At 50.1% G+C, this 13,267-nt stretch carries 7 protein-coding genes; all 7 read left to right on the top strand.

From position 1 onward, the window contains the following. Window positions 1-2 precede the first annotated feature (2 nt). Window positions 3-920, top strand: coding sequence for a DUF58 domain-containing protein (locus M0R33_RS03495; RefSeq protein ID WP_292565120.1), 918 nt, complete (start codon window positions 3-5; stop codon window positions 918-920). Window positions 921-1,007: 87 nt separating this feature from the next. Continuing rightward, window positions 1,008-5,060 carry an EAL domain-containing protein gene (locus M0R33_RS03490; RefSeq protein WP_292565117.1) on the top strand — a complete coding sequence of 1,351 codons (4,053 nt, stop codon included), beginning with the start codon at window positions 1,008-1,010 and terminating at the stop codon, window positions 5,058-5,060. Further along, window positions 5,053-5,532: a DUF4381 domain-containing protein gene (locus M0R33_RS03485; protein WP_292565115.1), complete on the top strand. Its 480-nt coding sequence runs from the start codon at window positions 5,053-5,055 to the stop codon at window positions 5,530-5,532. The genes M0R33_RS03490 and M0R33_RS03485 overlap by 8 nt, the downstream gene beginning before the upstream one ends. Beyond that, entirely contained in the window at window positions 5,529-6,515 is a 987-nt protein-coding gene (locus M0R33_RS03480) for a VWA domain-containing protein (protein ID WP_292565112.1), read from the top strand. The genes M0R33_RS03485 and M0R33_RS03480 overlap by 4 nt, the downstream gene beginning before the upstream one ends. Continuing rightward, window positions 6,515-8,416 carry a VWA domain-containing protein gene (locus tag M0R33_RS03475; RefSeq protein ID WP_292565109.1) on the top strand — a complete coding sequence of 634 codons (1,902 nt, stop codon included), beginning with the start codon at window positions 6,515-6,517 and terminating at the stop codon, window positions 8,414-8,416. The genes M0R33_RS03480 and M0R33_RS03475 overlap by 1 nt, the downstream gene beginning before the upstream one ends. Window positions 8,417-8,972: 556 nt before the next feature. Continuing rightward, on the top strand, window positions 8,973-10,085 hold the full coding sequence (locus tag M0R33_RS03470; RefSeq protein ID WP_292565106.1) for an efflux RND transporter periplasmic adaptor subunit: 1,113 nt from the start codon (window positions 8,973-8,975) through the stop codon (window positions 10,083-10,085). A 19-nt stretch (window positions 10,086-10,104) separates the two neighbouring features. After that, window positions 10,105-13,263, top strand: a complete 3,159-nt coding sequence (locus M0R33_RS03465; RefSeq protein WP_292565103.1) for an efflux RND transporter permease subunit — start codon at window positions 10,105-10,107, stop codon at window positions 13,261-13,263. Window positions 13,264-13,267 lie beyond the last annotated feature (4 nt).

Genomic DNA, 13,267 nt, shown 5'->3' with positions numbered 1-13,267 from the left:
TCATGAAGGTTTCCCCCTCTCACGAAAACGAACGCATAGCCGTCAGTTTAAAAACCCTGGTGGATTTGGCCAAACCCGCCGCCACGCTTAATCTTCGCCCCAAGCAAATCCGGGCCGCGCAAAGCGGCAATTATGTGTCGCATTTCAAAGGCCGCGGCATGGCGTTTGCCGAAACCCGGCTTTATCAACCGGGCGACGATGTAAGGCGCATGGATTGGCGGGTCACCGCCCGCACCGATAAACCGCACAGCAAAATTTTCTGCGAAGAACGCGAACGTCCCTTGTTCATTTCCGTGGACTACCGCCCCGGCATGGCCTTTGCCACCCGCGGGGTATTCAAATCCGTGCAGGCCGCCAAACTGGCTGCACTACTGGCCTGGGCAGCCCAGCAACAAGGCGACCGCATCGGCGGACAAATTTTCAGCGATGCAGGTTGTCTGGAATTAAAACCCCGTAGTGGAAAATCGGCATTGCTGCGGTTTTTCAATACGCTGGCTCACCCGGTTTATCCGAGCGCCGCCGCTAGCACCTTGACCGAAGCCTTGGCCAGACTGCAACATCACGCCCACCCGGGCAGCCGGATTTACGTTATCAGCGACTTTCGCGGTCTGAACCAACTGGCGGAAAATCATTTGGCCTTAATAGCCCGGCATTGTGAAGTGGTTTTGCTGCACATTTTCGATCCGCTGGAAAGTCAGCTCCCCGAAAAAGGCCGTTACCGGTTTACCGACAAAATTCGCGACATCATTTTAGACACCGGCGAGATTAAGCAGCGCCACGAATATCATCAGCGCTTTCACGCGCGCCAACTCCATTTAAAACATCTCTGCCAAAAACTACGCATGACGTTATTGCCCTGCAGTACCAACCAATCGCCAGTCGAGGTTTTAAACTTAAACCGCTCATCCGGAGCAGGATAAAGGCCGATCGAATGTTAATAGCCGCTCTCCTAAACTGCTTTGCTTGTATTTTGCAGCTTGCGGAATGACAGTAAACCCCGAATGAACATGGCGCGCTACTTTTATCGCCTGGTGTTTTTAACCGCCTTGATATGTCTGGGTGGTTGGCTAGGTTTTATGATGATCATTGCCCCTATCTATTCAAGCCCTTTGTGGCCGCCGGCCGGCCTGGGCTTGGCCGCTCTACTGATTTGGGGGAATTCGGTATTGCCTGCGGTTTTTTTGGGCGCCTTGGCCAATAACCTGTTCGTCACCTTCCATACTGCCGGCCAGTTGCACGCTAACGTGGTCATCTGCGCAGTCCTGATTGCAGCGGCCAGTACCTTACAGGCCCTGATCGCCAAGCAACTTTCCGAAAAGTGGCTCCAACCCGGCGTGCCGGCCCTGGATGGCCCGCGTAGCATACTGCTGTTTTTTCTGATAACCGGGCCATTGGCCAACCTGATTGGCGCCAGCCTGGGGGTAGCTTGTCTATGGTGGTTTGCCATGGCACCGCCTCCTTTACTGGCAGCATCCTGGCTGAATTGGTGGATAGGCAATAGCCTCGGTGTAGTAATCATCAGTCCGCTGATGTTTTGCCTGTTCGCTCAACCGAGAAAACTTTGGGCGGCCAGACGACAAAGGGTGGCTTTACCGTTAAGCATTACCTGGTTGGCACTGACGATTACCTTCATGCTGGTATACCGGGCTGAAAATGATCGCATCCAGCTGGATTTTGATAGCCAGGCCAAGATGATTAGCCGGCAACTGGTCGAGTATGCCGAAAATGCGGTCGACAATAGTCTGGCTTTACGCGACCTCTATGTAGCCGCCGGCGCGATAAATCGGCAGCAATTTGCCCGCTTTTCGCAGTCGTTGCTGGCCAGACACCCCGAGCTGCAAGCCTTGGAATGGCTACCCAAGGTTCTGCGCTCTGAATTGCCCGGTTTCGAAAGTCGGATACAAAATGAAGGATTTCCGAACTTTCAGGTGTTGGAACGCGATGGTAACGGCATGTTAATCCCGGTCCAAGCCCGCGATGAGTATTTTCCCGTTACCTTTGTCGAACCGATGCAAGGCAATCAGCGCGCCTTCGGACTGGATTCGACCGCCAGTGCGGCAAGCCGGGAATCCAAACTGCGGGCGCTTGCCAGCGGCCAAGCGAGTGCCAGTAACGCTTTGACCTTGATACAGCGTAAGGATGCCGAACCAAGTGTTTTATTGTCTATTCCGGTTTTTGCCGACTGGACCCGCCGTTCCTCTAAAGATCTGACCGGTTTTGTTTCGGCCGTGATTTTGCCCAGACGCTTGGTTGAAACCGCCTTAAAAGATCTCGATCTACACGCATTCGCCATCCAGATAACGGATACCGGCACGCCTGACGAGCGTTCAGTTCTGTACCGAAAAAGTGTCGCCCATCCCATCAAAGCAGGCACCGGATTACATCCTTGGCAACAGGATTTTTGGTTCGCCGACCGGATCTGGCGGCTTAGCATCGTTCCAGACACCGGCTTTATCAAGGAGCAAAGTTCGCTGCTACCCCGGCTTACCTTATTGAGCGGCTTGGGCTTCACCAGCCTGCTCAGCGTTTTACTGCTGACAATCAGTGGACGCACGGCCCAAATCGAAACCTTAATCGATAGCCGCACGCGTGACCTGCAAAAAGCCAATTCTGAACTACGAACCGCCGAACGGCATGTGCGTGAATCAGAAGCCTATCTGCGCACCATCCTGAATTCGGTACCCGAGTGCATCATGTTGATCACTTACCAGGGTGAATTGTTGGAGATAAATCCCGCCGGCTTGTCCATGCTGGGTGCCGATAATCTGGAACAAGTCAAAAAATTTAAACCCTTAAATTTACTGCTACCCTCGTCCCGGCAGGCTTTTTTCGCGGCTATTGAAGCAGTCTTTGCAGGCGAAAGCCTATCCTTAAATTCGGAAATCAGGAACTTTAAAGGAAATACCTGCTGGTTGGAAAGCACGGCGGTCCCGCTGCGCGACGATGAAGGCCATATTACCGCCCTGCTATGCATGGCCAGGGATATCACGGAACGGAAAACGGCCGACGAGAGGCTTAAACTGGCCGCTCGGGTATTCGGCGAAGCCCACGAGGGTATTTTGATTACCGATGCGGCCGGTAATATTATCGACGTCAACCCCACTTTTTGCGACATCACCGGTTACAGCCGGGACGAAGTGATTGGCAAACGGCCCAGCGTACTCAAGTCCGGCCGACAGGACCCCGCTTTTTACCGGGATATGTGGCGAGCCATTAATACAGACCTGCATTGGCAAGGCGAAGTGTGGAACCGCAAGAAAAACGGCGAACTGTATGCTGAATTGTTGAGCATATCGGCGCTATGCGACGACCAGGGCCAGATTATTTATTTCATCGGTTTGTTCTCCGACATCACCCAAATCAAGCACCAGCAACAAATGCTGGAATTGATGGCGCATTACGATCCGCTCACCAGCCTGCCCAACCGTACTTTGTTCAGTGACCGCCTGTCGCAAGCCATTGCCCGCAGCAAACGCGACAAATTGCTGTTAGCAGTCTGTTTCCTGGATTTAGATGGTTTTAAGCCCATCAACGATCAACTCGGCCATGGCGCTGGCGATCAGGTGTTAATCGAGGTGGCAAACCGTATCAAACAAAGCCTGCGCGAAGAGGATACCGTCTCCCGGCATGGCGGCGACGAATTCGCCTTACTACTGACCGGCCTGCATAGCGTGGATGAAATCGGCCAGACCCTGACCCGAATTCATCAGGCCATTGCCAAAGTTTATTCAATAAACGGCCAAACCGTGCAAGTCGGTGCCAGTAGCGGTGTCAGTGTTTTTCCGCTGGATGACGCCGATGCCGACACTTTGATTCGCCATGCCGACCAAGCCATGTATCAAGCCAAACTGACCGGTAAAAATCGCTTTCAGCTGTTCGATACCAGTCAGGATCAGTTGCTGCTTGACCATCAAAATCAACTGCACGAACTGGAAATAGCCTTTACCAAACAACAGTTCTGTTTGCATTACCAACCCAAAATCAATCTAAAAACCGGCCAGGTAACCGGTGCCGAAGCGTTGATACGCTGGCAACATCCCGACCGGGGCATGGTATCGCCGCTGAATTTTCTACCCGCGATGACAGGTACCGAGCTGGAAATCAAATTGGGTAATTGGGTAATCGAGCAAGCCTGGCAGCAATTGTATCTTTGGCGGCAGCGGGGCTTGAAAATCGAAATCAGCGTAAATATTTCCGCTTATCATTTGCTGTGGCCGAACTTTGTTTCTCACTTGGAGACCATACTGGCTAAATATCCGCGGATTGCCTCGCATTATCTACAGCTGGAAATCCTGGAAAGTACTGCCTTGGACGATTTATCGGCGGTCAACCGCACCATTAAAACCTGTCATGAAGCGCTGGGCATCGGCGCCGCGCTGGACGATTTTGGCACCGGCTACTCGTCGTTGACGCATCTGCGGCACTTACCGGTAAACACGGTTAAAATCGATAGGAGCTTCGTTAGGGACATGCTTGACGATCCGGATGATTTTGCTATTGTGGAAAGTGTGATCAGCCTGAGCCAGGCTTTCGGCAATCAGGTCGTCGCCGAAGGCGTGGAAACCCAGGAGCAGGGTTTGGCCCTGCTATTATTGAACTGCTATGTTGCACAGGGCTTTGCCATTGCCAAACCCATGCCGGCAATAGAGATAGTCAATTGGATCAATCATTACCAACCCTTTCCCATCTGGCAAGCCTACGCGAACATGGAGCTGTCGATCAATCAAACCCAAATTGCCTTACGCCGGCTTGATATTCAGCAATGGCTGCGGCGAGTCAATCAATGTCTGACCAGCAATCAGAATAGCATGTCAAACTGGCCGACTATGCATCCCCACAAAAGCCATTTTGGCCGCTGGCTTAAACAAGTTCAACAGCAAGAACAGTATAATAAGGATTGGCTACACCGATTGAACACTTTACATGAACAATTACTGCATAAAGGAGATATGCTTATGCATCAATTCTGGCAAGGAGAAGCGCAAACAGCCAGGGCCGGCTTTGTAGAATTGGAAAATATTCAACAACAATTGGATAATTGCCTTAAGGAATATGTCTGATTTAGCCATGGAACCGTTGCCTTTAAAAGACATCCATTTACCTGAAAATATCGGCTGGTGGCCACCGGCGGTGGGCTGGTGGTTGCTGCCTATCCTGCTGATTTTATTGATTCTGGCTGGCCGCTATGTATATCGCCGCCTGACTCGAAAAACCGCCATCAAACGGGCTCAATTCTTGTTAACCCAACTCCGCCGACAACCGAGCGATCCGCGACAAACCTTGACCGATTTATCAGCACTGTTGCGACGCACCGCCATCAGTACCGATACCCGCAGTGCCGTAGCGGATTTGCGCGGGCAAGCCTGGTTGGAATATTTGGACGGCAGGTTCGCGGATGCGCCTTTTAGCCAAGGTGTGGGTCGCTGTCTGGCGGATGCGCATTATCGTCCCGCCATACCGGAACACACTGACCTTGAGGCCCTGTTTGCCTTATGCGAACGCTGGTTAAAGCAACGGAGCAAGCAGTCATGATGGCATTTCAATGGCCTTGGCTCGGCCTGATACTACCCCTACCGTTTTTATTGCGTTGGCTGATGCCGGCCATACCGCAAACCCAGCAAGCCGCCTTGATCGTACCCTTTTTGGATGACTTTCCCACCAACCAGCCAACCAGTGCGCATACTCAACAACGCTGGCCGCTGCGCTTGGCTGCTTTTGCCTGGATTTTTCTGGTCATTGCCTGTACCCGTCCGCAGTGGTTGGGCGATCCGCTGGAACTGGCCGTGAATGGCCGCGACCTGATGCTGGCGGTGGATGTCTCCGGCAGTATGGAGGAAAAGGACTTCCTGATTAACGATAAACGCTACGACCGGCTCACCGCCACCAAATACGTGGTTAGCGATTTTGTGAAACGCCGGGTGGGGGATAGGATTGGTCTGATATTATTCGGTACCCAGGCTTATTTGCATGTGCCATTGACCTTCGACCGCCAAACAGTTGAAACGCTGCTTAACGAAGCTTTTATCGGCATCACGGAGGATGATCCGCAAACCTCCATCGGCGATGCGATCGGTTTGGCTGTCAAACGCCTGCAGGATCAGAAAAACGATAGCCGGGTATTGATTTTGTTAACGGACGGCGCAAATACCGCCGGCGAACTAAGCCCGTTAAAAGCCGCTGAAATTGCCGCGGAACATCACTTAAAAATCTATACCATCGGCATTGGCGCCGACGAAATATTGGTGCGCAGCCTATTCGGCACCCGCCGCGTCAATCCTTCCGCGGACCTGGATGAAAAAACCCTGCAAGCCATCGCCGACACCACCGGCGGCCGTTATTTCCGGGCCCGCAATACTGAAGAACTAGAGCAGATATATCAAATTCTCGACCAACTGGAACCGGTGGAAAAAGATAAACAGTTTTTCCGCCCGCGCGCCGAGCTATACATCTGGCCGCTGGCCATTTCCATGGCATTAGCCGCACTATTGGCCGTCGGACGCTTGAGGTGGCGCTGATGTTGGCCGAATTCCATTTCCTGCGCCCTTGGTGGTTGCTAGCCATATTCCCGGCGGCAATGTTGCTGTACTTTTTGGCTCAACACACCTATCAGCGCGGCGACTGGACCTCCGTCTGCGATACCGAACTGTTGCCGTTTATCCTGCAGGACAAACCGGATCGGGTTCGCCCCGGTGGATGGATCGCGACCGCACTTGCCAGCTTGCTATGCATTCTGGCTCTGGCCGGCCCAACCTGGGAACGCTTGCCGAGTCCAGCCTTTCGTAACGATTCCGCCTTGGTCATCGCGCTGGATTTATCCAAATCCATGAACGCAACCGATATAAAGCCCAGCCGAATCAGCCGGGCCCGCTATAAAATCAGCGACATACTGAAACAGCGCAAGGACGGTCAAACCGCATTATTGGTGTATAGCGGTGACGCCTTTACCGTCACCCCGCTGACGACCGATACCGCCACCATCAATAGCCAGATAGAGGCGTTGACTACCGACATCATGCCCAGTCCGGGCAGCAACACCGGCGTTGCCATGGAAAAAGCCGTGGATTTATTACATCAGGCCGGACTGGCGAAAGGCGACATCTTATTGGTAACCGACGGTGCCGACGCCGATAGCATCCGTCAGGCGAGCCGCCTATTAGGCGACTACCGTTTATCGGTATTGGCGCTGGGTAGCCCGGAGGGCGCGCCGATTCCTGTCCCTGGCGGCTTTTTGAAAGACCCTCGGGGTAATATTGTGGTAGCCCGGCTGAATAGCGCGGAATTATCGCAACTGGCGAGCAACGGACACGGTATTTTTCAGCCGGTTACCGCCGACGATACCGATGTCGAGCGACTGGGTAGCTTATTTAACCAAGTGAACCGCAACGATTCCGCCCCAAAAACCCATATGCTGCTGGAGCAATGGCACGAAGTAGGGCCGTGGCTATTATTGTTAGTCTTGCCATGGGCGGCGTTACGGTTTCGAAAAGGTTTACTGACGCTTGCCTTACTCTGTCTGCTGCCGCTGCCCAAACCCGCCGCCGCGCTGGATTGGCAAAGCCTGTGGCACACGCAGGACCAACGTGGCCAACAAGCCTTTCAGCAGCAGCAATATCAGCAAGCCGCGGATCAATTCAGCAATCCCGAATGGCGAGCCGCCGCTCAGTATAAAGCCGGGCAATTTCAGGAAGCGGCAGAAACCCTGAAAAACACCCAAACCGCGGACGGCTATTACAACCGCGGCAATGCCTTGGCTAAAGCCGGTCAATTACAAGAAGCCATCCAAGCCTATCAAGAAGCGCTAAAGCTTGATCCTAACCACTCCGACGCCCGATACAACAAAGAACTGCTTGAAAAGCAATTGCATGAACAACAAAAACAGCGGAATCAGAATAAGCAATCTTCCGACCAGAAAGACCAGAAAGACCAGAAAGACCAGAAAGACCAGAAAGACCAGAAAGACCAGAAAGACCAGAAAGACCAGAATCAACCAGATCAACAATCTCCGCAATCGGACCAGCCGAAGCAGGACGATCATAAGGACCAAGCCCAACAGCAGAAACAGAAACAAAACCAAGACAAGCAACAACAACAACAACAACAACAACAACAACAACAACAACAGAATAGCGACCAAGCGGCCAACAAGCCCGAGCAAACTCAGGATAAACAGCCGCAACCAAACCAGCAGGCGGAGCAACCGGACGATGCCCGCCGCGAACCTAAGAATCCCAAACCTGAACAGTTGCCCAACAACCAGCCGGTAGCACGGCCGGCCGCTGAACAGGACGAAGCCAAACGTGCCAACGAACAACTATTAAAACGCATCCCCGACGAACCCACCGGTTTGTTGAAACGCAAATTCAAGTATCAATACGGTCAACGCGACCCACCTCCTCATAGCGGCCCGGACTGGTAAGGGCCGGCAGCTAAAGCATTAAACTTTATCCACTGAAATTCATAGCGCTTGCACACCTGGCAATAGCGGTTATAAATCCAATTTACCGTGGCGCTATCAGCTAGCTGTTACCGGGCCGGAAGAGCGTACTTTCTCTCCCCGGCGGTGATATGACTCGACCGCTGGTTTATCTGAAAAATGTATTGAAAAGAGATACTCAAAATCTTATGATAGAAATTGAAGTTACAAATAATTTTTTTCTTGAAAAATCAACTGATAGCCGATATTTTCTGGCCCAAATTGAGAATATTCAAAAGCTGTTATTTGGCCAGGTTAAATTGTATTTATTCGATATTATTCTACTTTCAAGTTGCCAAAAAATCATCTTTAGCTGGATATGCTTTGTCCCGGCTGAGCATGGACGCAAGTAAATTAATGTTAAGCAAATACACCTGCTTCGCGATGCAGGAGCAAATTCCTAATCCTCACCACGAAACCTTACTAAGCGCGACAGCTGTAAAGCTGGATGCCATAAGTTTCGTTTTGCCGGCAACAACTCATCATAAATCCTTTCAAAATGAAAATTAGTCAATTCCTATTAATGGCATCATGCTTAATCGTAACGGCATGCTCATCGGAAAAAGAAGTTGAAGTACAGCCCGAAAGCTATGAAGTCATCAGCCCCATCGTAAAAGACACACCTTACAGCAGCGAGTATGTGGCTGAAATTCAATCAGTACGATATGTAGAGGTTAGAAGTAAAATTAAGGGCTTCATAGAAAAAAACTATGTGGACGAAGGCCAAACTGTTAAAAAAGGTCAGCTTTTATTTAGCCTCAGCTTTATGGAGCACGAAAAGGAATTACAAAAAGCCAACGCGGATTACAAGGTGGCCATAGCCGACCTGAAAGCGTCCGAAGTTGAATTAAATAACGTCAAGCGATTGGTTGAAAAAGATATTGTCTCGAAAACAGAGCTTGAGGTATTGGAGGCCAAAATCGATGCGCTAGAGGCCAAAATAGAAGAAGCCCAGGCTAATAAAGAGCAAGTGGCTTTACATCTTGATTTTTCGCAAATTAAAGCCCCTTATGACGGTGTCATTAATCGTATCCCGCATAAAGTGGGTAGTTTGATCGAAGAAGGCGACATGTTGACCTCTATTTCAGACAATAGCGAAATATTTGCCTATTTCAATTTATCTGAAATCGATTATCTCAATTATATCAGCAGCGGAGACAAGGAAATAAAAACCGTTAGTCTAAAGCTGGCGAATAACGAACTCTATCCCCATCAAGGTGAAATAGAAATGATTGAAAGTGAATTCGATCGCGAAACCGGCAATATCGCTTTCAGAGCTCGCTTCCCCAATCCTGATGCTATTTTGAAACATGGCGCTAATGGCAAGATCATTATTAACAAAATACTGAAAGAGGCTTTAATTATTCCGCAAAAATCGACCTTTGAAATTCAGGAAAAATTATATATTTTCGTAGTAGATAAAGACAATAAACTAAAGCAGCACAATATCATTCCAAAAATGCGATTTCCTGATTATTATGCAATCGAATCAGGCTTAACCAAGGAGGATAAAATAATATTCGAAGGTGTTGAAAATTTAAAAGATGGCGAAAAAATACAACCGGTTATTATCGATTTATCGAAAGCCATGACCGAAAGCGAACACAATTAACCGGGCCTGATAAACTATTATGACTGCTAAATTTATTCACCGGCCGGTACTGTCCATTGTCATATCGGTGCTTATAACCTTGTTGGGTTTATTGTCCTTGACCCAATTGCCCGTCACCCAATTTCCGGATATAGCTCCGCCCGAAGTCAATGTCACCACCAAATTTACCGGCGCCAATGCCGAGGTGGTAGTAAAGGCCGTCATTACGCCTCTGGAGAGAGCCATCAATGGCGTACCCGGGATGGCCTATATGTCGTCCGTTTCCGGTAATGACGGCAGTGGCGAAATCCAGATTATTTTTAAAGCGGGTACCGACCCGGAGGTTGCGGCCGTTAACGTACAAAACCGGGTGTCTTCGGTATTGGATGAATTGCCGGCGGAAGCAATTAAAGCCGGGGTAATTGTCGAGAAAGTCCAAAACAGCATGTTGTTGTATATCAACATCCTCAGCTCAGACCCGACATTAGACGAGAAATTTCTTTATAATTTTACAGATATCAACGTTTTAAAAGAGCTAAAACGAATCGAAGGGGTCGGTTTCGCGGAGATTTTGGGTTCCAGGGAATACGCCATGCGGGTGTGGCTTAAACCCGACAAATTGGTGATGTACAACATCTCGGCGACGGAAGTCATCAATAAGTTGAAGGCTCAAAACGTGGAAGCGGCACCGGGCAAAATCGGCGAAAGCTCGGGCAAGGAAGCACAAGCACTGCAATATGTTTTGAAATACACTGGTAAACACAATACTCGAGAAGCCTATGAAAATATCGTCTTAAGCAGTACCGAAGACGGTGAGATCTTGCGCCTGAAAGATGTGGCCGAAGTCGAATTCGATTCGCAGGATTACAATGTGCTTTCCAAGGAAAATGGTCATCCTTCCGCCGCTATCTTGTTAAAGCAGCGTCCGGGCAGCAATGCCAAGGAGGTCATCGACAATATCAAAACCACCATGGCGGAAATCAAGGCCAACTCTTTCCCGCCCGGCATGAATTACACCTTAAGTTACGATGTATCCGCGTTTCTGGACGCCTCCATCCATGAAGTACTTAAAACATTGGCGGAAGCCTTCGTATTGGTGGCTTTAGTAGTCTTCATTTTTTTACAGGATTTTCGTTCTACCATCATCCCCATTATTGCCGTACCGGTATCTCTGATCGGTACCTTTTTCTTCATGCAATTATTGGGATTTTCCCTCAACCTGATCACCCTGTTCGCACTGGTGCTGGCCATCGGCATCGTGGTGGACAATGCGATTGTGGTGATCGAAGCGGTACATGCCAAAATGGAACATACCAGCATGGGCCCGCGCCGCGCCACCGAGCACGCCATGCGCGAAATTAGCGGAGCGATTATTGCCATTACCCTGGTAATGTCGGCGGTATTTTTGCCGGTGGCCTTCATGGGCGGCCCCGAAGGAGTGTTTTATCGGCAATTTTCTCTGACCATGGCGATTTCCATCGTCCTGTCGGGTATCACCGCACTGACCTTGACGCCCGCGCTATGCGCAATGTTTCTTAAGAAACATCATCCGACGATCAATGAAAAAAAATCAGCGTTACAAAAATTCTACGATTTATTTAACCGACATTACAACGCATTGTCCGATCGTTACAAAAGTCTGATCCGCCTAATTGCCAATCGACGCATCGTCACCTTTACGATATTACTGGGTTTTTCGATAGGCGCCGGATTGATTGGCCGTTCCGTGCCTACAGGTTTTATTCCCGAAGAAGACCAGGGCACTATCTACGCCAATATCACGGCACCTTCTGGCGCCACCTTGGAACGTACCGAAAAGGTCTCCGATGAGGTACAGCAAGTCGCATCAAGCCTGGATTCAGTGGCGTCCGTTTCCGGTCTGGCCGGATTCAGCCTACTGTCAGAAGGCACCGGCGCGGTTTATGGCATGAATCTGATCAGCTTAAAAAACTGGGAAGACAGAACGGCGTCCGATAAAGAAATCATCCTAGAGCTGGAAGAGAAAACTCGACACATCAAAGATGCCAGCATCGAATTTTTCACACCGCCCCCAGTGCCGGGCTATGGTAATTCCAGCGGCTTTGAAATGCGCCTGCTGGACAAATCCGGTTCGGATGACCTCAAAAAGTTGCAGAAAGTGGCGGACGCCTTTGTCGACGCACTAAACCAGCGGCCGGAAATTATGAATGCTTTCACTACCTACAATGTAGGGTTTCCGCAATTTTTACTGCACATCGACACCGATAAAGCCGCTCAAAAAGGGGTGACGGCCGAAAATGCCATGAGCACGCTACAAACCCTGATTGGCAGCGAGTATGCCACTAACTTTATTCGTTTTGGGCAGATGTATAAGGTTATGGTTCAGGCCTTGCCGGAATACCGCGCTCAACCCGAAGATCTGTTAAAGCTTTATATAAAAAACGACGCTGGACATATGGTGCCGTTTTCCGCCTTTCTAAACCTCGAGAAGGTCTACGGTCCGGAACAGGTCACGCGTTACAACATGTATACCTCCGCCATGGTCAATGGCCAGCCCGCCCTCGGCTACAGCAGCGGACAGGCAATCGCCGCCATCAAAGAAGTGGCCGCAAAGAGTTTGCCGAAGGGCTTCGGTTACGATTGGGCGGGCTCGTCGCGCGACCAGGCAAATGCAGGCAACCAGGCCATTTACATTTTCCTGATCTGTCTGGTTTTCGTTTATCTGCTGCTGGCCGCCCAATATGAAAGCTTCATGTTGCCTTTTGCGGTGATTTTTTCGCTACCGATAGGCGTGTTCGGCGCCTTGTTTTTACTGATGGTGATGGGCCTGGAAAATAATATTTATGCACAAATAGCCATGATTATGCTGATCGGTATTCTTGGCAAAAACGCTATTTTGATCATTGAATTCGCCGTGTTGAAACATAAGGAAGGCAAATCGTCTTTTGAAGCCGCCATCGAAGGAGGGGTATTGCGTTTGCGGCCTATTTTGATGACCTCCTTCGCCTTTATTGCCGGCTTGATTCCATTAATGTTTGCCTCCGGTGCCGGTGAAATAGGTAACAACACCATCGGCTCTGCCGCTGCGGGCGGCATGATTTTCGGCACTATTTTCGGCGTCATTATTATTCCGGGTTTATATGTGGCTTTTGCCGGCATTCAGGATAAACATCATCGCAACGGCAAAAAAGAAGAAGCCCCCTTTACCGAAACTTTTTAATAGT

It is taken from the genome of Methylomonas sp., from assembly GCF_023228165.1.
In the GTDB taxonomy this organism is placed as follows: Bacteria; Pseudomonadota; Gammaproteobacteria; order Methylococcales; family Methylomonadaceae; genus Methylomonas.
This window is presented reverse-complemented; position numbering and strand designations above follow the sequence as displayed.

Bases quoted from the DNA above. Each gene is read 5' to 3' on its own strand.
- M0R33_RS03495 (WP_292565120.1), top strand. From the start codon at position 3: ATGAAGGTTTCCCCCTCTCACGAAAACGAACGCATAGCCGTCAGTTTA.
- M0R33_RS03490 (WP_292565117.1), top strand. From the start codon at position 1,008: ATGGCGCGCTACTTTTATCGCCTGGTGTTTTTAACCGCCTTGATATGT.
- M0R33_RS03485 (WP_292565115.1), top strand. From the start codon at position 5,053: ATGTCTGATTTAGCCATGGAACCGTTGCCTTTAAAAGACATCCATTTA.
- M0R33_RS03480 (WP_292565112.1), top strand. From the start codon at position 5,529: ATGATGGCATTTCAATGGCCTTGGCTCGGCCTGATACTACCCCTACCG.
- M0R33_RS03475 (WP_292565109.1), top strand. From the start codon at position 6,515: ATGTTGGCCGAATTCCATTTCCTGCGCCCTTGGTGGTTGCTAGCCATA.
- M0R33_RS03470 (WP_292565106.1), top strand. From the start codon at position 8,973: ATGAAAATTAGTCAATTCCTATTAATGGCATCATGCTTAATCGTAACG.
- M0R33_RS03465 (WP_292565103.1), top strand. From the start codon at position 10,105: ATGACTGCTAAATTTATTCACCGGCCGGTACTGTCCATTGTCATATCG.